A 21,960-nucleotide genomic window follows, 5' to 3' on the forward strand; every position below is an offset into this window, starting at 1 on the left:
AAGATAGAATGAGTTATCAGTTCTCAACATTTGGTGAAATCCGCGAGGAGCGTTGCAGCGCATGGGCAAAGTCGTAGGCATAGACCTGGGCACCACAAACTCAGTCGTCGCCGTGATGGAGGGTGGCAAGCCCGTCGTGATTGCCAACGCAGAGGGAATGCGGACGACCCCATCGGTGGTGGGCTTTAGCAAAGAAGGAGAGCAGTTGGTAGGGCAGATGGCGCGGCGGCAGGCAGTGCTAAATCCCCAAAACACCTTCTACGGCGTGAAGCGGTTTATCGGTCGGCGCTACAGCGAAGTCAGTCCCGACTCCCGGCGCGTGCCCTACACCATCCGCAAAGACGAGAACGGCAATATTAAGATCAAATGTCCTCGGCTAGAGCGCGACTTTGCGCCGGAGGAAATTTCGGCAATGGTGCTGCGGAAGTTGGCGGATGAGGCCAGCCGATATTTGGGGCAGCAGGTGACAGGCGCGGTGATCACAGTTCCGGCCTATTTCAACGACTCGCAGCGGCAGGCAACGCGAGATGCGGGGCGAATCGCGGGTCTGGAAGTTTTGCGAATTCTAAATGAGCCGACGGCCGCCTCTCTCGCTTATGGGCTGGAGCGGCGTGATAGCCAGGTGATTCTGGTGTTTGATCTGGGCGGCGGCACGTTTGACGTGTCGATTTTGGAAGTGGGCGACGGTGTGTTTGAAGTCCGCGCCACCAGCGGCGACACCCAGCTCGGCGGCAATGATTTCGATAAGAAAATTGTGGACTGGCTGGCAGAGCAATTTCTGGAAAAAGAAGGGCTGGATTTGCGGCGCGATCGCCAATCGCTCCAGCGCCTCACCGAAGCGGCCGAGAAGGCCAAAATCGAACTTTCCGGCGTGAGCGTCACAGAAATCAACCTGCCCTTTATCACCGCCACCCCAGAGGACGGGCCGAAGCATCTGGAAACACGCCTCACCCGTTCGCAATTTGAGGGCATGTGTACCGATTTGCTGAGCCGGATGCGCGGTCCGCTGAAGCAGGCAATGCGCGACGCGGGGCTGGCCCCAGACGACATCGACGAAGTGGTGCTGGTGGGCGGCGGCACGCGGATGCCGATGGTGAAAAATCTAGTGCGATCGCTCATCGACCGGGAACCCAGCGAACACGTCAACCCCGACGAAGCGGTGGCCGTCGGCGCGGCGATTCAGGCAGGTATTCTCACGCAGGAAGTGGGGATGCGCGACATCCTGCTGCTGGACGTAACGCCGATTTCCCTCGGACTGGAAACCATCGGCGGCCTGACCAAAAAGCTAATTCCCCGCAACACCACCATTCCCGTCCGCCGCTCCGACATCTTCTCTACGTCTGAAAATAATCAGACGATGGTGGAGGTTCACGTCGTCCAGGGGGAACGCGAAATGGCCGCAGATAACAAGTCCCTTGGCCGCTTCAAGCTGCTGGGCATTCCCCCCCGCGCCGCGCGGGCGTGCCCCAGATTTCGGTATCCTTCGACATCGATGCCAACGGCATTTTGCAAGTCACCGCCGTAGATAAAACCACCGGCCGCGAACAGGGCATCACGATCCAGGGTGCATCCACCCTCAGCGAAGCCGAAATTCAGAAGATGATTCAGGATGCGGAACGCAACGCCCAGCAAGACCGGGAGCGGCGCGAGCGGGTAGAAAAGCGCACCAAGGCCGAAGCGCTGACCTATCAGGCAGAGCGACAACTGCGCGAAGTGGCGCTGGACTTTGGGATGCAGTTTGCCAGCCCCTATCGCCGCAAGATCGAAGCGCTGATCAAAGACCTGCGCGATGCCCTGGCGAACAACGACGAGCGCCGCATCGACACGCTCGAAGCTGACCTGCGCGATGCCCTGTATCAGCTCCAGCAAGAGGTCTATCAGTTTGACCGGGGCGACGAAGATGAGGGCTTCTTTAGCTCGCTGAAGCGGACGCTGCTGGGCGACGACGACGAGTTTGACGAAATTCCGTCTTATCGCGGCAGCCGCGACCCGTGGGACGATCGCCCTGCGGCCCGCCGCGACCCGTGGGACGACCGGCCGCCTGTTCGTCGCGATTCCTGGAGCGATCGCCCCGATCCCTACAGCAGCCGCCCTGCGGCCCGCGATTCCTACAGCAGCCGTCCCGCCGCCCGCGATAGCTGGGACGAACCCCGCGATCCGTATGGCAGCCGCCCGGCGGCACGAGAGAACTGGAATGATCGAGGCGGCGATCGCCCCGATTCCTACAGCAGCCGCCCCGCTCGTCCTGCCAGTCGCGACGCCTGGGACGAGCCACCGCGCCGCCCGGCCCGCGATTCTTGGGACGAACCCCAGCGACCCGCCGCCCGCGATCGCTGGGATGAGCCGCCGCGTTCTGTCCGCTCGTCCAGCCGCGATTCCTGGGACGAACCCCAGCGCCCTAGCCGGCCCGCCCGCGACTCCTGGGATGAGCCGTCGCGCCCTAGCCGTCCTGCCAGCCGTGATTCTTGGGACGAGCCGCGTTCTGCCCGCCCGCCCGCCCGTGATCGCTGGGAAGAGACTGCCGACCGCAGCCGCGACTCGCTCGAAAACCGCCCCAGCCGCAGCAATGGCGATCGCTGGGACGACAGACCCAATCGCAGCCGCGAATCTGGAAACCGTGGGATGGGACGGGAAACTGGACGCGAAATAGACGCTTCGCAGGGCGATTTTTCCGAGCGTCGCCGCCCAGAAAATCGCCGCCCAGAAGCCCGCAGCCGTCCAGAGCGGGAAGGACTGAACCTGCGGACTCCAGAGGCTAATATGTCTGACCCAGACAGCCGCGACTCCATCAGTCTCGATCCGTGGGACGACGCGCCCAAGCGCCCTCGCCGCGAATCAGCGGACAACTGGGAAGACGCGCCTGCTGACGCACCGACCGACGAATCGGTAGACAAGCCAGAACATAACCGCCCAGCGAGTCGCCCCAGCGACGACACTCCCCGTCGCCACCCGCAAACTGGCGAGATTCCCCGCAGCCGGGGCATTTGGGATGAGGACGAAGACGAATGGCTGTAGGAGACCGGATGCAGAATTTTCGGAATTACTATCAAATTCTCGGAATTCCCAAAACCGCCACGGCTGAGGAAATCAAAAAGGCCTATCGGCGGATGGCGCGGCAATATCACCCCGACTTGAACCCTGGCGACAAGGAAGCAGAGGAAAAGTTCAAGGACGTGGGCGAGGCCTACGAAGTGCTGTCGGATGCCAGCAAGCGGGCGCAGTATGACCAGTTCAGCCGCTTCTGGAAGCAGGGTGGCTTTCAGAGTGGCGCAACGCCCAAGTCCCGCAGTTGGAATAGCCGCACCACCAGCCGCAGCCCCGACGAGGTAGACTTCAGCCAGTTTCGCGACTTTAACAGCTTTGTAGACCAACTGCTGAACCGCCGCAATGAGGAACCCGCCGCCCCGCGAACCCCACCGCGCGATCGCGATCCCTACCGTCCCGGCACCACCAAAACCACCTACACGGTTCCCCGCGCCACGCCACGCAACGCCGAGGCCCGGCTGACGGTGCCGCTGGAAAAGGCCTTTGCGGGCGGGCGCGAGCGGATTCGCCTGGAAGATGGGCGATCGCTCGAAGTGAATATGCCCGCCGCCATGCTTACGGGGCAAAAGATTCGCCTGAAAGGGCAGGGCGTGTCTGGCGGCGACCTGTTTCTCCGCATCGAAATCGCCCCCCATCCCTTCTATCAGCTTGACGGAGCGGATATCTATTGTTTGCTACCCATCACGCCCAGCGAAGCGGTGCTGGGGGGAGCGATTGAAGTGCCGACGCTGGATGGGCTGGTGAAAATGGTGATTCCTCCCGGCGTGAAAGCAGGACAAAAGCTGCGGCTGGCAGGCAAAGGCTATCCCATCGATGGCAAGCGCGGCGACCAGATTGTGGAGATTACTATCCAGGTTCCCAAAGACCTCAGCCCCCAAGAGCGCGAACTCTACGACAAGCTGCGGCAAATTGAAACGTTCAATCCCCGTGCTGGATTGGGCGTTTAATGGAATCGTTCAGTCAATAAAGCTCCCTTCCCCAGTAGGAGATAGTTCCAGGAGCGACTTCACAAACCCTGCGGTGGGCACGGCCATCAAAATTCCCAGCACGCCCGCCACCCTGGCCCCAATCAGCAGCGCCACAATCACCCAGGCAGGATTGAGTCCTGTAAAACGGCCGAGGAGCCGGGGGGCGATCGCATTTTCGATGGACTGATCGACCACAATCCCCACCACCAGCATCTTTACCCCCAGCCAAAAGCTGCCCAACCCCACCAAAAAGCTGATTAGGCAAATGCTCAGCGGTGCGCCCAGCGGGATCAGCGTCATCACCCCCACCGCCAGCCCAAACAGCAGCCCAAACGGTACTTGCAGCAGCAAAAAGACCGTAATCATCGACAGCCCCATGACCAGCGCCAGCGTCGCCTGCCCACTGAAGTAGTTGTGAAAACTCTGGCGGAGCGATCGCCGCAGTTGTCGCCCGCGAGAACCCGGCAACCAACGCAAGACTCCCGCCCACAGCGTTTCGCCGTGCAGCAAGAGATAAAACGTAAGGGCGATTGTGATGACAAAATCTAGCGCACTGCCCGCCAGTCCAATGCCCAGTCCTAGCACGCTACTGCTGAGCGGCTGAAGTTGGGACACCAGCGCCTCCTGTAGCCGTGCCACAAAATCGAGCAGATCTACCGGGAGCCGTCGCGCTGCTGCCCAGCGCTGCATATCCTGAAACTGCTGGTTGCCCGACTCGATCCAGGCAGGCAGTTTGGTGACCAGCCCATTAATTTGGTCAAGGAGAATCGGAATCAGCGTGACCGCCAACACCAGTAGCAGAAACAGGGTCGCCAGCAGCACCAGCAAAATTGCGCGATCGCGCGATAGGCCGCGCCGCTGGAGCCACCGCACCGCATAGCTCAGCACAAACGCCAGCAGGTTTGCCCCCACAAAAACCGTTAGAAGCTGCCGAAAATAGTCCATCACCACCAGCAGCGCCCAGCCGTTTAGTACGACCAGCGGCAGCGCCAGTCCCCAGGTTACCCACCGAGGCAGATTATCAATCCATTTCATAAGGCTGGGCAGTCCTCAAGCACCATTGCTCAGTATTGATTTCAACGTTGATTTCAGTATTGATTGCGGATTTACGATTGATTGTGGATTTACGACAGACAGGGCTTACACGATCCAACCATCCCTAGATCCCCATACGCACGCGCCACTTTGCCAGAAATCAGGGGGCCTTGGAGAGTGGCTCGGTTCCTCCTTGTGTGAACCAGTGCGTATCCTGACAAATTCATTGCATCAATCATCCAACGTGTTTTACAGCATTGTTGAGCCGGATGAGCCACACACTCGTCACCCAACAGAGGCGCTTCACAGCGATTCCTGAACCAGCGTCGGGGCAATTCTCATTTTTGAGGCAGCCTATCCGCTACAACCCGCCACAATCTGAGAATGCCTGGATAGTCCCAGCAACGAGAATCCGCCCCATGAAATATCGACAAAGTTAAGTGAAGTAATCCTTTTGGTGGGGACGCAAGGTGAGATTATCGCTATAATCTTCAACATCAATCCTGAAAGATTGTTGCAAAAGTTAACAAAAAGACTACTTTTCTTTGTGTCACACCCCCTAAATGGCAAATAATATGGCGAATACTATGACGAATGAATCCACGACTCAAGCCAGGCTCATCGAGTTTCTGCGGGAAGAACTCTCCATTCCAACAGAGTCAATTGCGATCGCCCTCAAACAGCCAGAGCAAGACTCGAACCTGCTACCGATGGTTTTGTGGCAATATGGACTAATTACGTTGGAACAGCTCGATCGCATTTTCGACTGGCTAGAAACCGCTTAGCCGCGTAGGTTTAACGAGTTATGTCTGGCAAGTTCGGATATTTCGCCATTTTGGGGGCACATTCAGGTGTGCCCCCTTCTTATTTCTAGCTCTCAGATTCTTCATAAACCTTTAGAATAAAGAGGTGGCAGATTTTTTGTACTACTCGCCCAGTCTGCTAGGTGCCTTGAACTAAGTGCCTTGAACGTATTGCGCTTGGTTGATTGCGCTTAACTTATTGCACTTCGAGCTTTCTGTCTGTTTTGCCTGTTCTGTCCGTCAATAAGGAGCATTTTCAAATGCCGATTAAAGACCAGCCCAAACCCCCGCGATCGCGCCTCATCGGTAACGTTCTGCTGCTGGTGTCGAGCCTCTTCTTACTGGCAAACATTTTTCTGCCAGGTCTGCTAGGGCCCAAGATTCCCCAGGTTCCCTACAGTTTGTTCATTCATCAGGTGAGCGAAGGCGAAGTCGCCCGCGCCTACATCAGCCAAGAGCAAATCCGCTACCAGCTCAAGCCCATTCCCCCCGCCGAAGAGGGACAAGTTCTGGCGACCACGCCTATTTTTGACCTGAAGTTGCCGTCGCTGCTAGAAGAAAATGGCGTCGAGTTTGCTGCCATTCCGCCGCCGCGCAATGGCTGGCTGTCCAACATTTTGGGCTGGGTGATCCCGCCGCTGATCTTTGTTGCCATTTGGCAATTTTTCCTGTCGCGGGGTGCGGGCGGCGGACAGGGTGGTGTACTTTCCATTGGTAAAAGCCGCGCCAAGATTTACGTAGAAGGCGACGACAATAAAGTCACCTTTGCCGACGTGGCAGGGGTGGAAGAAGCCAAAACCGAGCTACAGGAAATTGTCGAATTCCTGAAAAATCCCCGCAAGTTTACTCAAATCGGCGCACGCATTCCCAAGGGTGTGCTGCTGGTTGGCCCGCCGGGAACCGGAAAAACGCTGCTGGCCAAAGCGGTGGCAGGCGAAGCGAGTGTGCCCTTCTTTAGCATCTCCGGGTCGGAGTTTGTTGAACTCTTCGTCGGCGTGGGTTCCTCCCGCGTGCGCGACCTATTCGAGCAGGCAAAGAAGCAAGCTCCCTGCATCATCTTTATCGACGAACTAGACGCGATTGGTAAATCTCGCGCCACGGGCGGCTTCTACGGCGGCAACGACGAGCGTGAGCAGACGTTGAATCAACTGCTCACCGAAATGGACGGTTTTAATGCGGGCGATCAGACGGTGATTGTGCTGGCAGCCACAAATCGTCCCGAAACCCTCGACCCGGCGCTGCTGCGACCCGGCCGGTTTGACCGTCAGGTGCTGGTCGATCGCCCAGATTTGCAAGGGCGGCTGGCCATCCTGGAGGTTCACGCCAAGGACGTGAAGCTGGGGCCGGATGTGGATTTGAAGGCGATCGCCACTCGCACACCCGGATTTGCCGGAGCCGACCTGGCCAACCTGATTAACGAAGCCGCGCTGCTAGCCGCCCGCAACGGCCGCGAAGCCGTCGCCCAGGAAGACATTGCTGAAGCGATCGAGCGCGTGGTGGCAGGTCTGGAGAAAAAGAGCCGCGTCCTCAATGATCAGGAAAAGAAGATTGTGGCATACCACGAAGTTGGCCACGCGCTGGTGGGTGCAGTCATGCCCGGCAGCAACAAAGTGGAAAAAATCTCCATCGTGCCGCGCGGCATGGCGGCGCTGGGCTATACGCTGCAACTGCCGACGGAAGACCGCTTCTTGCTGAGCGAAACCGAACTGTCGGGGCAGATCGCCACGCTGTTAGGCGGCCGCTCTGCCGAAGAAATCATCTTTGGCAGCATCACCACAGGCGCGGCGAACGACCTCCAGCGGGCCACCGACCTGGCGGAACGCATGGTGACGACCTACGGCATGAGCAAGGTGCTGGGCCCGCTGGCCTATCAGCAGGGCCAGCAAAACAGCTTCCTGGGCGGCGACATGAACCCCCGCCGCATGGTCAGCGAACAAACCGCCGAAGCTATCGATAAAGAAGTGAAGGATATCGTCGAAACAGCTCACCAAAAGGCGCTTGACATCCTCCAGCACAACCGAGATCTGTTGGAAACCATTGCCACGAAGCTGCTAGAAACGGAGGTGATCGAAGGCGAAACGCTGAGAGACTTGCTAAGCCAGGTCAAAGCGCCAGAAGGGGCGATCGCCTAATTTTTCAACCGCAACCAACCACCTAAATTCATTCAGGCTCATTCAGGCGCATCTGGGAAACCGGGTGCGCTTTTTGTGGCTGATTATTTGTGACTCATTTTTTGTTTGGGGGAGAACAGCCCATCAAAAATTTCTGCGACTACAAACTTTAACGATTGACCATCAGGAAGCGAACCCCAACCTGGCCTATTCTCAGAAATTAAGGGACACCCGTTGCAGCGGTGCGCTGAAGAAGAAGTCGAGCCATCGGCATCTCAGCAGCAATGAGGGGCGATCGCCCTTCCTGAGCGCTAGTATTTCAAAAATGTAAAGATTGCGATTTTCACTAATAAATGTTGCAGTTGCTTGATCCCGCTGCTAACGTGTGCATATCAACTGATGGATAGCGCTATTCCAAATGTTGATACTTTTCCGTTCTCGATAAATTTGCATCGCTCGATCAATCCCATCTGTCTAGAGTTGGTTCGAGATTCGTCCCATCATTTCTGCTGAAGGATCAGGAAAGTGCTGGAACTGGCATGAATCCATCTTCGTCCGGTTCTCAGAATCGACTAGGCTGTATGTAATTTTTCTTGACAAACTCTGTGCGTATGCTTTGGAACGTCATGACTATGGCTGAGTCATCAGCTTTGCAGGGCAATGCTCTCATCAATGCTTTGCAGCCGCGTCATCGCGTTCTCTGCTGGATTGATGAGACGGGCATTTCTCTTCACCGCTGGACTCGAATAATTGATTCAGTAGTATCCGATTTTCATCCGGTTTACGGTCTGTCTCGCGTATCCAGAGCGATTCTAAAATCGATCAACGATGTTCAGGTCGTTTGACCATCTCTCCCGGTTTCTCTGGCAAATTCCTGAACTATTCTTTGCGAACTTTGTGAAATCTGCGAGCTTTGGGCGTGGCCGCGCCATTCACCTGAACTTCATTCCAGGACATTCAGGATTGACTGCTTTACCTGATCGCTCAATTTAGCAAGACCACTTCTTAGTTTCAGACTCCTGACTAAATCGATTTGGATCACTCTCTCGCCGCAAGCAGACCCGGCGCGATGGGTGGCGTTTGCTCGGCGGCGAGTCTTCAAGACTGGAGGCTTTGTCATGACGACGATTTACGGAAAGACTGCTCTAATTACCGGGGCCTCTCGCGGCATTGGACGGGCGATCGCCCTGGAATTTGCCCGTCAGGGCGCAAAACGGCTGCTGTTGGTGGCCCGCGATCGCCAGCGGTTGGCCGAACTAGCCGACGAATTGCAAGAACTGGGCGTAGAGGCGATCGCCCTGCCGCTCGATCTCAGCCAGCCAGCGGAAGTCAGCATCGCCGTGGCCAAAGCCTGGCGCGACCACGGCCCGATTCACTGCCTGGTAAACTGTGCAGGTGTGGCGCATCAGGCCCCATTCCTGCAATCGCGCCTGCCCCAGGTGCAGGAAGAGATCGCCATCAACCTAGTCGGCATGTACACCATTACGCGCCTGATTGCCCGCCGTATGGTGGCCCAGCGCGAAGGCACGATCGTTAACGTATCTAGCCTGATGGGTAAGTTAGCCGCGCCCACGATGGCGACCTATTCCGCCACCAAGTTCGCCATTCTCGGCTTTACGCAGGCGCTGCGGGGTGAGCTAGCGGGGCACAATGTCCGGGTCGTGTCTCTGCTGCCATCCCTGACTGATACCGACATGGTGCGAAATCTCCGCTGGTTTCGCTGGATTTTGCCCATGACCCCAGAGCAGGTCGCTCAGGCACTCACTCGCGGACTATCGCGGGGCAGCAGCGAGATTCTCGTCGGCTGGCAGAGCCATCTCGCCCTTTGGGGACAGCGATTTGCACCGTGGCTGATGGAAAAAGTGCTGCAATGGGCCGCGCCGCTGCCCCAAACTCGCGGGGAGTTTGGCAAGCTGCGGATGATGCGCGGATAGCGGCTTCCGCTGGCATCAGCCATCTGTCAGCGCATCTGCTAGCGCGTCTGCCACTGCCTGACGGATAAACGCCTCGTCTGCCGGATTCTGATACGGATTTCCTGCCCGATGTCCCCAAATTGAGGGAATCGGGCGGAATTCTGCATTCGGAATCAGTCGCGCCTCGGCTTCGCAGTCTTCCGGCGTGAAGTACAGGTCGGTGGTGGCGGGCATCACCCAGGTTTTCGCCCGAATCGCACCCAGCGCCCTCTCATAATCGCCCTGATAGACCGGATTGTCGCCCACGTCGCAGCGCAGCCAGGTGTCAATCATGCTTAGCAAATTGTGCGGGTCGCGCTTGCGATAGCCCGCCTCCCAGCCGCGCAGTAGGTAATCTTCCAACGAGTCGTAGCCCAGCGGGCGATACAGCCTTTCGCGGTAAAAGGCTTGCGACGCGGCCCAACTGGCATAGATGCGGGCAAAGGCACGAAAGCCGCGATCGGGAATGCCCTCGAAGCGATCGCCCGTCCAGACCGGATCGGCCGTCAGCGCGGCCCGCAGGCTGTGCAAGAAAATCTGGTTGTGTTCGGTCGTGCGGGCCGTGCCGCAGAGTGCCACAATTCGCCGCACCCGCTCCGGATACAGCGTCCCCCAGTGATAGGCTTGCTGCGCCCCCATCGACCAGCCATAAACCAGCGCCAGCGTTTCAACGCCGAACACCTCTCGCAGCAATTGCTCCTGCGCCCGCACGTTGTCCCAATGGGTAAACCAGAAGCCCGACTCGCTAAGCTTGCAATGGGGGTCGTTGCTGGGCGAGCTGGATAGCCCATTGCCAAACATATTGGGGATGATGATGAACCAGCGCTCTGGATCGAGAATGCGATCGCCCCCAATCAGCCACTCAATATCAGAATGCTGTGCGCCGTAGGACGTAGGGTAGAGAATGACATTACTGCGATCGCCCGCCAGCGTTCCATAAGTTTGATATACAACCTTTGCTTCCGGCAGCGTTGCGCCACACTGAAGCGTGTAATCTCTTAGCACAAAGGTTTGTGCATCACCGTTCGCAGCAGCGTTCATAGCGGAATCCCCAATCGGGTCACTGATTTAGCTATTCAGCAGCAGTTTTTAGATCTGCGACAATGTTTTGGTTGACTCGAATGTAGCCCTTCTCAACGTATCTCCAGCGTTCCGACAGGCGTTCATAGGCAGCAGGTAGCGAATGAAACGGAATCGAGGGATAGAGATGATGCTCTGCGTGAAAGGGCATGTTCCACATCAGGAGCTTAATGGGGAACGTGGTCAGTGTTGTTCGCGTGTTGGTAAACGGGTTGTCGTCGTTCGTGCAGCCGGTGTGTTCTGCCAGCAAAATGGCACGGAGAAGCGGCTGACCCACCGCTAGGGGTAGCGCCCAGTAAAGGAAAAAGGCGGCGGGATGTCCAAACAAAATGGAGAGGGCGATCGCCCCTGCGTATACACCCAACTGTACCCGCGTCGAGCGAATCACGTCAGCATAGGCGCTCTCTGGCAAAAAGGGATAGTCCTGCACCTTTCCGGCGGCAATTTTCAGGTGCGTTTTCAATTTGCCAATCCACCAGGGAATCGCGCTCAGTTCTAGCCAATAGTCGCGCCGGGTTTGCGGCTTGGGGTCGCTGAGTTCGGGGTCTTTGCCAGGAATTTGCGTGTAGCGGTGGTGCCACTTGTGATAGCGGCGATAGAACGTGCCGTTGTAAAACGACAGCAGCCCAGCCAACCAGCCGACGAAATCGTTGAGCCGATTGCTGGCAAAGGCCGTGCGGTGAACCGATTCGTGCATCGCTGCAAACATCGACGCCAGACTGAAGCCGTAGACCACCAGCGCGGGCAGCGCTATCCAGGGGGTTTGCATTTGCGTCGCCCAGAGTGTGCCGCTGACTGCCATCACCGCCAGATGCTTGCCCAATTGCCACAGCCCTTGCCACGTCGAGCGCTGGTTCAGCGTGGCGAGTTCTTCGGTAGACAAGACCTGTCGGGCATTTGACACAACCTCGCGGGAAGGGGCGATCGCCCCCTCAACTTTTCCCAATTCCAATCCCAATTCCAATGTCTCCTGTGAAGACCCCATGATCCCTGCCTTTTGCATGAATGGCTGCATGAATGGCTCAGATGAACAATACTTAGATTTCTTTTCTGAGACTCTTTTTTAAATTCTTTTTAGATTCTTCGATAAACAAGTCAATAAAACTCTTTGGAATTTTTTGAAATTCTTTATCTGAAGATAACGTCTAGAGGCAAACTGAACTGGTTATCCCTCGGATTGGTGATCCCCTCGATTGGTCATCCCCCAGCTTGTCATAACAAGTCAGTATTAAATATAGCATCTCTTCACGACTTGTTGTAACAAGTTTGCGAATTAAGCTAGCTCAAGCCAGCAGCCTTGGCAAAAACCAATCCTAAGTCCCCCACCCCTAACCCTTCCGCGCCTGCTATATCATGGGGATTCAAAGGCTGTCCAGAGGGCGAAACGCATGAATTGGTGGCAAAAGCTCAAGAGAAACTCGCTGGCCCGCTATGGGGCGTTGGTGCTGCTGTTGCTGTATCTGGTGGCGATTGGAGCAGAGTTTTTTGCGCCGTATGATCCCTATGTGTCGCAGGTGGATGGGTCGCTGCTGCCGCCGACGCAGGTGTTTTGGCGATCGCCCCAGGGTCAATTCCTTGGGCCCCACGTCTATCCCACCACCCAGGGCGCGGTAGATCTAGAGACGGGCGATCGCCAGCTTTCGCGCGACTTTAGCCAGCCGTCGCCAATTCGGTTATTTGTCAAAGGCGACCCCTACCGATTCCTCAACCTGAAGCTGCCGCTGCCGACGCGGTTTTCGCTGACCAACCCGCAGTTTCAGGAAGTGGAAATTTCGCCGGGAATTCCGGGCGATCGCCACCTGTTTGGCACGGTTGGCCCCGGTCGGCTGAACCTGCTGGGCACTGACGAAGCAGCCCGCGACCAACTCAGTCGGCTCATCCACGGCAGCCGCATTAGCCTGTCGATTGGGCTGGTGGGGATTCTCATTTCCTTCCCGCTGGGGCTGCTGATTGGCGGCATCTCTGGCTACTTTGGCGGCTGGACAGATTCCATCCTGATGCGCTTTGCCGAAGTGTTGATGACAATCCCCGGCATTTACCTGCTGATTACCCTAGCCGGGGTGCTGCCGCCAGGATTGACCAATGCCCAGCGGTTTCTGCTGATTACGCTGATTACCTCGTTTGTAAGCTGGGCTGGGCTGGCACGGGTGATTCGCGGGCAGGTCTTGTCAATTAAAGAACGCGCCTTTGTGCAGGCGGCGCGGGCGATGGGCGGGCGATCGCTCTACATCATCCTGCGCCACGTCCTGCCGCAGACTGCGACCTATGTGATTATTACGGCCACCCTGGCAATTCCCAGCTTTATCCTCGCAGAAGCCGTACTGAGCTATCTGGGACTCGGTATTCAGCAGCCCGACCCCTCCTGGGGAAATATGCTGTCTTTGGCCAGCAATGCGTCGATTTTGGTGCTGCAACCTTGGCTGGTGTGGGCCCCGGCATTTCTCATCGTGCTGACGGTGCTGGCGTTTAACCTGCTGGGCGACGGGCTGCGCGATGCCCTCGACCCGCGCAATAGCAGCGATAGCAATGGCTGAACCCAGGAGTTAGAGAAACACCCAGAGAAACACCTGCTGCTGGTAATCCTTAATACTTTTGAAAATATCGGCACTATGTTTTGTAGCGCACTTTACAATGAAGTGTTAAGGAATCGCAGCGCACAGGCTTAGTTCGAGGCACCTTGACCCAAACCTGAGCGATCGCCCTAGTGGATCTTGCTCATTGTTCCGAGCCTTGGTTCAGAAGCTAGGGAGAGGAATTTGGGCGATCGCCGCTGCTTCTCACTGATTAAAAGTGCCACCAAAAGTGCCACCAAAAGTGCCGCCAAGGGTGCTGCCACAGAGGAAGGTTTACGATGACAATTCGAGGATTTCGCCGCAAGCGCCGTGCAACTCTGCCAACCGCAGAGCAACTGCTCAATTTAGGACAAAACTTATCTCAAGGTCTATCGATGGAGGCGATCAAGCCGCACACCGCCCAGCCCAAAAGCAGCTGCGAAGAATGGACCACCGAGCGGCTGATTCAGCATAGCCAGAGCCTTAAAAACATTTGGATGTAGCAGCGGATACAAGTGGCACTGAGATCCAGCGCCGCTCCCCGCATCTGCAAATATCCAGCAAAATATCCAGCAATCGATATTCAGCATTCAGCACTATCCAGCCTCAGGCCGCCGCCCGCCAGCGTGTGGCTTTTCTCTGCTTTCTGAGCAAGCCCCCAACCGAAGCCGTGCAACAGACAATCCCTCAGCCAGCAGGACAAAATGGGAAGGGGTAAGGCAGATCGAACATGAGGCTGAAATTTTTGCCGGAATTTTTACCGAAATTCTTGCCGAAATTCTTACTGCGGGGAAAATGCCCGTTTTTTGGGCATTCTGAGGGCGCATCCATCAAGCATCCAGATCTTTTTACTAAATTCGTTTGTTTTACACACGCTCATTTCAAAATGCGACATCCGCTTACCCTTGGTGCCTCTCTACTCGCGCTGACTGCGCTGTTAATGACGGGTTGCGCCCGCCCTGCTGGCCGAGCCGCTGCGGTCGAAGATGCAGAGATGATCAGGTCACGCCCCTCCCAGGCAGCAATGGTGCATCTATTTGAATGGCGCTGGGACGATATTGCCCAGGAATGCAAAACGGTTTTGGGCCCCAACGGCTACGCCGCCGTGCAAATTTCGCCGCCCCAAGAACACGTCGTCTTACCCGAACGGGGCTTTCCTTGGTGGCAGCGCTATCAGCCCGTCAGCTATCGGCTGGAGAGTCGCAGTGGCGATCGCGCTCAGCTTGCCTCCATGATTCGCCGCTGCCATGCGGCCGGGGTCAAGGTCTACGCCGATGCGGTGATCAACCATATGGCCGGGGTCGAGCAGGGCGTGGGCAGCGCTGGGTCATCGTTCACCAAATACGAGTATCCTGGCATCTACCAGCCGCAGGACTTCAACGACTGTCGCCGCAACATCGAGAGCTACCAGAACCACAATGAGGTGACAGGCTGCGAACTGGTGGGGTTGGCTGATTTGAAAACCAGCACGCCCGACGTGCAGCGGCGGCTTGCAGGATACCTCGCCGATTTGGTCAGCCTGGGCATCGACGGCTTTCGGATCGACGCTGCTAAACATATCAATGCCCGCGACCTGGATGGCATTCTGAACCAGCTTGAGCAGGTCTTGGCAGAACAGAAAGCGGGCAAGACCCTGGCTGATCTCTTCATTTATCAGGAAGTGATCGACCCCGGCACCGAAGCCGTGAAAAAGGGCGAATACTACGCCTCCGGCGATGTGTTCGAGTTTGAATATGGACGAGTGGTGAGCGAAAAGTTTGCCGGACTCGACGGGCAAACCCTGGCGCAGCTAGAAACATTGGGGCGAGGGCTGGGGGATTCGTCCCTAGCGAAAAGGCCGTGGTCTTTATCGACAACCACGACAAGCAGCGGGGTCATGGGGGCGGCGGCAACTACCTCACCTACAAGGACGGCCCGCTCTACGACCTAGCGAATGTGTTCATGTTGGCCCATCCCTACGGCAAGCCGCTAGTGATGTCGAGCTACGACTTTTCAGATGGCGACCAAGGGCCCCCCGCCGATGCCAAGGGGAACACGCGATCGCCCCTCAGCCCCGACTCCCCAACCTGCACCGATGGCTGGATCTGTGAACATCGGCGATCGCCCATCGTGCAAATGGTGCAGCTTCGAAACGCGGCCGGCGATGCGCCCCTCGTGAACTGGTGGAGCAACGGGCAGAACCAGATTGCCTTTGGGCGGGGCGATCGCGCCTTTGTGGTGATTAACCGCGAATCCCAACCCCTCACCCACACCTTTCAAACCAGTCTGCCCCCCGGCCGCTATTGCGACCTGCTCCAGCCCAGTGCGTCCAACCCCGCCACCTGCGCCACGCCCATCACCGTCCAGCCCAACGGCCAGGCGACCTTTACCCTATCCGGCATGAGCGCCGCCGCAATTCGAGTGACGGAGTAATCGAGTAAATCAAGTGATGGAATGATAGAGCTACTCTAGGCCAACGCCCGCAACTCCTCCAGTACGCTCCCCGGCCCATAGCCCAGGCCAAAGGCGTAGCTACTGTCCATCGACACGTCTGGCGGACGGGGGGCGGGCATGGGCACATCCGCCTGCTTGCACGGGCTGATCGAGTCAGGGGAAAGGTCAAACGCCTCTGCCATCCGTAGCCCAAATTCATAGCGGGACAGCCGCTCGCGCCCGCCCAAGTGAACCAAGCCCTGCACTTTCTCAAGCGCCAGCAGCAGTCCCTTTGCTGCGTCGCGGCCGCTGATGGGCGTGCGAAACTCGTCAGTAAACAATCGCAGCGCCTCACCCTCGCGCAGCTTCTGCAAAAACAGCTGCAAGAAGCTAGGGGCCGTGGGCGCAGCGCCAAACATCAGCGGCATCCGACAAACGGCGGCATCTGGATAGCGGCTCAGGATTCCGGCTTCGGCTTCTGCCTTTTGTTCCCCGTAGAGACTCAGGGGGCAGACCGGATCGGCTTCGCGATAGGGCGCGTGATGTCCGTCGAACACCAGATCGGTGGAGGTGAAGGCAAAGGGAATGCCCGCATCGGCGCAGAGGCCGGCCAGGTTTAGGCTGGTGAGGACGTTAATCTGGCGGGATCGTTCGGGCTGGGTCTGACAGGCGTTGGGCTGAGACAGGGCGGCGGTGTGGATCACGGCATCCGGGCGAATCTCTTGAAATGCCTGCTGGAGGGCAGCAAAGTCTGTTAGGTCTAGCGCCAGCGTGTTTGCATCGGCAAAGGACACGGGTCGGGTTTGGTAGGTGCCGTAGACGATCCAACTGGCGCGGGTCGCCTGGTAGACATGCCATCCCAAAAAGCCGCTGATACCCGTGATGAGGAGGGTTTTGGGAGGCGTTGACATCGCGATAGATCCCACAGTCATAAATTGGACAAGATACGATTAAGAGGATTCCGTGTCCGAAATTGAGACAGAAAGGACAGCGTATGATGAAGCCGATGGTAAATCAGTTGGTAAATCAAGTGGTAGATCAAGTGGTAGATCAAGTGGTAGAGCAAGCTGCTGTGAACTCGTTTGCTGGCGATCGCCCATTTCCAAGTCGCTTCCGTCTTGCTACTGCGGTAGCTTGGGCAGGTATATCAATCGCCTCTAGCCTAGCCGCATGGGTTTGTTTTGTCCCGCTTGCCCAGGCCCAAGAGCGCCAACCGTCCGTTCCGTTTCCTGCTCAGATTGAGCCTAGCCCAGCGTCTTCAGAGATGGCTGGTTCGCAGGTTCCATCACCGGAACCGCTGCCTCTTGCACCTGCTTTGGCAAGCGATGCCCAAGATTCGCCTGGGCAAGGCTCGATTGGGCAAATCGACACCCAGCGTCCTGCGCTGCCATTTTCTGACGTGCCGCCCGACCACTGGGCCTACGAAGCGCTGCTATATCTTTCCACGGGAGGGCGATCGCCCCGCTCTGTTCCTTAACCCGCTCTATTCTCTAACTTGCGCCGGGAAGCTGCTTTGAGGCATTCCTGATGACGTTCTATCTAGATTCCGTCTGGAAGGTTTCGACTGCGTAGCAAAACTTGATTTTTGGCATCCTTTTCGTTTGAAAACTTAACGCCTTTCCCATACTCAATTCCCGCTCCAGAGACCTACCCTGGATGTTGATACACCGCTTGCACAAAGGCTGCGAGCGGTGTTCAATTTCTAAAATCTTTGCCTGAAATCTTTGCCTGAAATCTTTGCCTGAAATCTCTGCCTAAAATCCATAACGGATTGGCTGGCAGGTCGCAGTACCATTCGAGGCTGGTTCGCAGCGTTTAACCTGCCTTCAAAGCTCGGTTTTCTCACACTCTAAACCTAAATGACTATTTCTGACCCTGGCTCTGTCTCTCCTGCTACCCGCTGGCATCTGCTGTCTGCTGAAAAGGTGTTGGAGCAGTTGCAGAGCGATCGCCAGTTGGGCCTCACGTCGGAGCAAGTCGCCAAACGCCAGCGCCAATTTGGCCCAAACGAACTGGAAGACACCGGTGGCCGGAGCAACTGGGCAATCTTGCTAGATCAGTTCAAAAACATCATGCTGATCATGCTGATTGCAGTGGCAATCATTTCCGGCGTGATGGACTTGATGGACATGCAGGCAGGACGAGTCAAGTCCAACGATATTCCGTTCAAAGACACCGTGGCGATTTTAGCGATCGTGTTTCTGAATGGCTTGCTGGGCTATGTGCAGGAGAGCCGTGCCGAAAAAGCGCTGGCCGCGCTGAAAAATATGGCCTCGCCACGAGTGCGCGTGTTGCGCGATGGGCGCGTACAGGAGGTAAACGCTGGGGAACTGGTGCCGGGGGATATCATGCTGCTGGAGGCAGGGGGGCAGGTGGCGGCGGACGGTCGTTTGCTGGAGGAAGCCAGCCTGCAAGTGCGAGAGGCGGCGCTGACGGGCGAAGCGCAGGCCGTTAGCAAGCGGGTTGCCGCAGACCTGTCGGATGATACGCCCCTGGGCGATCGCCTCAATTGCGTGTATCAGGGCACCGAGGTTGTGCAGGGGCGTGGCGTGGCCATCGTCACTCAGACGGGTATGGGCACCGAACTCGGCAAAATCGCTACTCTGCTGCAATCCGTCGAGGCAGAGCCAACGCCCTTGCAGCAGCGGATGGATCAGCTGAGTCAGGCGTTGGTTACGGGTTCCCTGTCGCTGGTGGCAGTGGTCGTCGTCCTGGGGCTGCTGGTGGCCGGATGGGGCAAGCTGCGGGAACTGGTGGAGGTGTCGCTGAGCATGGCAGTGGCCGTGGTGCCGGAGGGGTTGCCCGCCGTGATCACCGTGACGCTGGCCCTGGGAACCCAGCGGATGGTGCGCCGCCATGCCCTGATCCGCAAACTGCCCGCCGTAGAAACCCTCGGCTCTGTCACCACAATCTGCTCCGACAAAACAGGCACCCTGACCCAAAACAAGATGGTGGTGCAGGGGATTCACCAGCATTCCTGTTCGCTCAGCGTAACGGGCCACGCCTACACGCCAGAGGGTGAGTTTTTGCTGAACGGACAGTCGATTGATGTGCAGAAACACCCGGAGGCGATCGCCCTGCTAACCGCCTGCATTCTCTGCAACGATGCGGCCTTGCAAAAAGAAAACGGCGACTGGTGCATCCTGGGCGACCCCACCGAGGGCGCACTGCTGGTGGCCGCCACCAAAGCTGGACTCGACCGCCACCACCTGACCCACATCTGGACGCGCCTGGGCGAGTTTCCCTTCACCTCCGAGCGCAAACGCATGAGCGTGATAGTCAAACCTCAAGGCAGTGGCATAGTCGCAGATCCCCTCGCCCCGTCTGTCTTCCATTCTTCATCTCTTATTCTGTTCTGCAAAGGTTCTCCCGAACTGGTGCTAGAGCGGTGCCAGTCTGTATATGTCAAGGGCACGGTGGCGCCACTCAGCGGCGATCGCCGTCAGCAAATCTTGCAGCAAAATGATCACCTGGCCAGCAAGGGACTGCGGGTGCTGGGGTTTGCCTGCCGTCCGCTGGAGGCGCTGCCCGCCGAAGACAGCGCCGAAGAAACCGAGCAAGGGCTAATCTGGCTGGGGCTGGTAGACATGCTGGATGCACCCCGCCCTGAAGCACGAGATGCCGTGGCCCGCTGCCGCTCTGCGGGGATTCGGCCTGTCATGATTACGGGCGACCACCAGCTTACTGCACGGGCGATCGCCGAAGACCTGGGCATTGCCCAGCCCGGCGACGAAGTGCTAACCGGGCCAGACCTAGAACACTGCACCCCAGAGGAACTGGAAACCCATGTCGAGCGGGTCAGCGTCTATGCCCGTGTCGCCCCAGAACACAAGCTGAAAATCGTGCAGGCGCTCCAGCGCCGCCACCACATCGTCGCCATGACAGGCGATGGCGTGAACGATGCCCCCGCGCTGAAGCGGGCCGATATCGGCATTGCGATGGGCATCACGGGCACCGATGTCAGCAAAGAAGCCAGCGACATGGTGCTGCTAGACGACAACTTTGCCACCATCGTCTCGGCAGTCGAAGAGGGGCGGGTCGTCTACACCAACATTCGCCGCTTTATCAAATACATCCTGGGGTCCAATATCGGCGAAGTGATTACCATCGCCGCATCACCGCTGTTTGCCTTTGGCGGCGTGCCCCTCACGCCGTTGCAAATCCTCTGGATGAACCTGGTCACCGACGGGCTGCCTGCGCTGGCGCTGGCAGTAGAACCTGCGGAACCCAACGTCATGAGTCGCCCACCCCACGATCCCAAAGAGAGCATCTTTGCACGAGGGCTGGGCACCTATATGATCCGCATCGGCGTAGTGCTGTCGATCATTGCGATCGCCCAAATGGTCGTCGGCTATCACCTCGCCCAAACCACTCCCGGCGACCCCAATCGCTGGAAGACAATGGTCTTCACCACCCTGTGCCTGGCCCAGATGGGTCATGCCCTGGCTATTCGATCCAACACCCGCCTAACCCTAGAACTCAACCCCTTCTCCAATCCCTACGTCCTCACCTCCGTCGTCTTTACCAGCCTGCTGCAACTAGCGCTAATCTACATTGAGCCGCTGCGAAACTTCTTTGGCACCCAAATCCTCAGTCCCCTGGAACTGCTGATTTGTCTCGGATTCAGCCTGCTGCTCTTTGTTTGGATTGAACTAGAAAAACTGCTGTCTCGCTGGCGGGGCAAAGGGCTAGGATTTGGAGATTAAAAATCTGGGCCGCTTGCTTCACCTCAATTCTCGCAAACCGCGCTATGGATTCAATAGATATCACAATAGATATTAGTCGTTGCGTGTTGCTGTCAAACAACTCCTCACAATAAAAGGCTGCCCAGCAGACTAAAGCCAGACAGCTCCTTGCACTCAACTCTTCACCCTATTGATGGGCATTACCGCAAATTCTGGAAATTGGTCGGGCCTTGATAGCCAGAGGCCTGCGCCAGTTGCTCTAGCGTTTGGGTGCCAGAATAAAACTGGCCGTTGATTTCCCAGGTGGGGTAGCCTGTGACCTGCGGCGTAGCGCGGCACAAGGCAGTCTGGGAATTCGCTCCGTCTGGCGCACATTCGATATAAGGAATCTCAGCCGCGGCAGGCTGACCAAAGAGTTGCTTCTGATCGTGGCAATGTGGGCACCAGTAAGCGCCAAACATCTTCGCGCCAATGCGCTTCAGGTGGCGGGCGAGTTCGACCTCTGCTGGCCCCGAAACGGTGGTTACAGGCGGAACCGAAGGGCCATCCACCACTTCACTGGCTGGCGCTCTAATAATGTTGTGCCAGGCGAGGGACCCCACCAGCACCACTACACCAACCAAAATTCCGGTAAAAATAAGCTGGCCCACGTCTTCCCACGCCCGCCCAAGCAGCGTCAGCACAAACATGGCTAGCGCAAACAGCGCCGACGCGATGCAATAGACGCAGATGCCCGCTGCACCGTAGGGCGCTACAAACTCGGAAAACATGATGTACATCAGGTAGCCGCTGAACACCAGCATGGCCGTTGAACCTGCAAACAGCAGCAGCCAGGTCATGTTATCCAGGCTGTGTCGCAGGGTTTTGTTTTGGTCAGCATTGACCAGCAGCGGCGCAAAGGCAAACGCAGCCATACCCAGGTAGGCCAGCAGCCCAAACAGCGCCAGGGGAAGCCCAAACAGCGTGGCATAGGGACTGGAAAGCACCTGCTGGCAGCCGCTGGTGGGGCAGGCCGCCTCTCCACCAAACAGCCGAGTTGCGGTGAGGTAGGCAGTGTTTAGCGCACCCAGCAGGGCGATCGCTCCGATAATCTTGCGAGACTGACGATGCAGCCAGGGGGTTTGACGACGGCGGCTCATAGCACCTACTCTTGTCAACTCAGCAATAGACTTCATTAGGATACAGCCCGTCGGCTCATCCCGACTTCCCTATTGTGGCTCAAAGCCGAAAAAAGTGGGTTGGTCAGGGTTATCGCTCCGCAACATTGGCACAAGACGGGTGTGGGGCTGCAAGTTTGCAAAGTGAGGGGCTAAATTG

At 57.4% G+C, this 21,960-nt stretch carries 15 protein-coding genes and 1 pseudogene; 11 read left to right on the top strand and 5 right to left on the bottom strand.

Going from position 1 to position 21,960, the window contains the following annotated elements:
- Positions 1-61: 61 nt before the first annotated feature.
- Positions 62-1,881 (top strand): annotated as a pseudogene (gene dnaK / locus O77CONTIG1_RS27385) (molecular chaperone DnaK); the annotation flags it as partial.
- A gap of 1,124 nt (positions 1,882-3,005) precedes the next feature.
- Positions 3,006-3,992, top strand: a complete 987-nt coding sequence (locus O77CONTIG1_RS22865) for a J domain-containing protein (RefSeq protein WP_317134168.1) — start codon at positions 3,006-3,008, stop codon at positions 3,990-3,992.
- 9 nt (positions 3,993-4,001) lie between these two features.
- Here O77CONTIG1_RS22865 and O77CONTIG1_RS22870 read toward each other — a convergent pair whose 3' ends face one another.
- Positions 4,002-5,048, bottom strand: a complete 1,047-nt coding sequence (locus O77CONTIG1_RS22870; RefSeq protein WP_068515630.1) for an AI-2E family transporter — start codon at positions 5,046-5,048, stop codon at positions 4,002-4,004.
- A 587-nt stretch (positions 5,049-5,635) separates the two neighbouring features.
- On the opposite strand from O77CONTIG1_RS22870, the gene O77CONTIG1_RS22875 reads away from it, so the two are divergent.
- The 3 genes from O77CONTIG1_RS22875 (at position 5,636) to O77CONTIG1_RS22885 (ending at position 9,896) form a co-directional block, all read left to right on the top strand.
- Positions 5,636-5,833 (top strand): DUF2949 domain-containing protein, encoded by a 198-nt coding sequence (locus O77CONTIG1_RS22875; RefSeq protein ID WP_084782933.1) that lies wholly within the window; start codon positions 5,636-5,638, stop codon positions 5,831-5,833.
- A gap of 278 nt (positions 5,834-6,111) precedes the next feature.
- Positions 6,112-7,983: an ATP-dependent zinc metalloprotease FtsH gene (ftsH4, locus tag O77CONTIG1_RS22880; protein ID WP_068515634.1), complete on the top strand. Its 1,872-nt coding sequence runs from the start codon at positions 6,112-6,114 to the stop codon at positions 7,981-7,983.
- Between the two features lie 1,097 nt (positions 7,984-9,080).
- A complete protein-coding gene (locus O77CONTIG1_RS22885; protein WP_068515638.1) occupies positions 9,081-9,896 on the top strand; it encodes an SDR family NAD(P)-dependent oxidoreductase in 816 nt (271 codons plus the stop codon).
- 15 nt (positions 9,897-9,911) lie between these two features.
- Here the strand turns inward: O77CONTIG1_RS22885 and O77CONTIG1_RS22890 are convergent, their stop codons facing one another.
- The gene (locus O77CONTIG1_RS22890; protein ID WP_068515641.1) at positions 9,912-10,955 is read right to left on the bottom strand and encodes an alpha/beta fold hydrolase; all 1,044 of its coding nucleotides are present in this window, start codon (positions 10,953-10,955) and stop codon (positions 9,912-9,914) included.
- 31 nt (positions 10,956-10,986) lie between these two features.
- Positions 10,987-11,997 (bottom strand): fatty acid desaturase family protein, encoded by a 1,011-nt coding sequence (locus O77CONTIG1_RS22895; protein ID WP_225894649.1) that lies wholly within the window; start codon positions 11,995-11,997, stop codon positions 10,987-10,989.
- A 385-nt stretch (positions 11,998-12,382) separates the two neighbouring features.
- Here O77CONTIG1_RS22895 and O77CONTIG1_RS22900 point away from each other — a divergent pair, with 385 nt between their 5' ends.
- The 4 genes from O77CONTIG1_RS22900 (at position 12,383) to O77CONTIG1_RS22915 (ending at position 15,958) form a co-directional block, all read left to right on the top strand.
- Positions 12,383-13,528 carry an ABC transporter permease gene (locus tag O77CONTIG1_RS22900; RefSeq protein WP_068515644.1) on the top strand — a complete coding sequence of 382 codons (1,146 nt, stop codon included), beginning with the start codon at positions 12,383-12,385 and terminating at the stop codon, positions 13,526-13,528.
- 317 nt (positions 13,529-13,845) lie between these two features.
- Entirely contained in the window at positions 13,846-14,049 is a 204-nt protein-coding gene (locus O77CONTIG1_RS22905) for a hypothetical protein (protein ID WP_068515646.1), read from the top strand.
- A 383-nt stretch (positions 14,050-14,432) separates the two neighbouring features.
- Positions 14,433-15,476 carry an alpha-amylase family glycosyl hydrolase gene (locus O77CONTIG1_RS22910; RefSeq protein WP_172799745.1) on the top strand — a complete coding sequence of 348 codons (1,044 nt, stop codon included), beginning with the start codon at positions 14,433-14,435 and terminating at the stop codon, positions 15,474-15,476.
- Positions 15,386-15,958: an alpha amylase C-terminal domain-containing protein gene (locus O77CONTIG1_RS22915; protein WP_156435613.1), complete on the top strand. Its 573-nt coding sequence runs from the start codon at positions 15,386-15,388 to the stop codon at positions 15,956-15,958. Before O77CONTIG1_RS22910 ends, O77CONTIG1_RS22915 begins: the two co-directional genes overlap by 91 nt.
- Positions 15,959-15,993: 35 nt before the next feature.
- Here O77CONTIG1_RS22915 and O77CONTIG1_RS22920 read toward each other — a convergent pair whose 3' ends face one another.
- Positions 15,994-16,869, bottom strand: a complete 876-nt coding sequence (locus O77CONTIG1_RS22920) for an SDR family oxidoreductase (RefSeq protein ID WP_068516905.1) — start codon at positions 16,867-16,869, stop codon at positions 15,994-15,996.
- An 83-nt stretch (positions 16,870-16,952) separates the two neighbouring features.
- On the opposite strand from O77CONTIG1_RS22920, the gene O77CONTIG1_RS25075 reads away from it, so the two are divergent.
- Positions 16,953-17,435 (top strand): hypothetical protein, encoded by a 483-nt coding sequence (locus tag O77CONTIG1_RS25075; protein ID WP_156435616.1) that lies wholly within the window; start codon positions 16,953-16,955, stop codon positions 17,433-17,435.
- A 382-nt stretch (positions 17,436-17,817) separates the two neighbouring features.
- Entirely contained in the window at positions 17,818-20,664 is a 2,847-nt protein-coding gene (locus O77CONTIG1_RS22930; RefSeq protein WP_068515657.1) for a cation-translocating P-type ATPase, read from the top strand.
- A 179-nt stretch (positions 20,665-20,843) separates the two neighbouring features.
- Here the strand turns inward: O77CONTIG1_RS22930 and O77CONTIG1_RS22935 are convergent, their stop codons facing one another.
- On the bottom strand, positions 20,844-21,782 hold the full coding sequence (locus O77CONTIG1_RS22935) for a vitamin K epoxide reductase family protein (RefSeq protein ID WP_068515661.1): 939 nt from the start codon (positions 21,780-21,782) through the stop codon (positions 20,844-20,846).
- Positions 21,783-21,960 lie beyond the last annotated feature (178 nt).

It is taken from the genome of Leptolyngbya sp. O-77, assembly GCF_001548395.1.
GTDB lineage: Bacteria > Cyanobacteriota > Cyanobacteriia > Elainellales > Elainellaceae > Thermoleptolyngbya.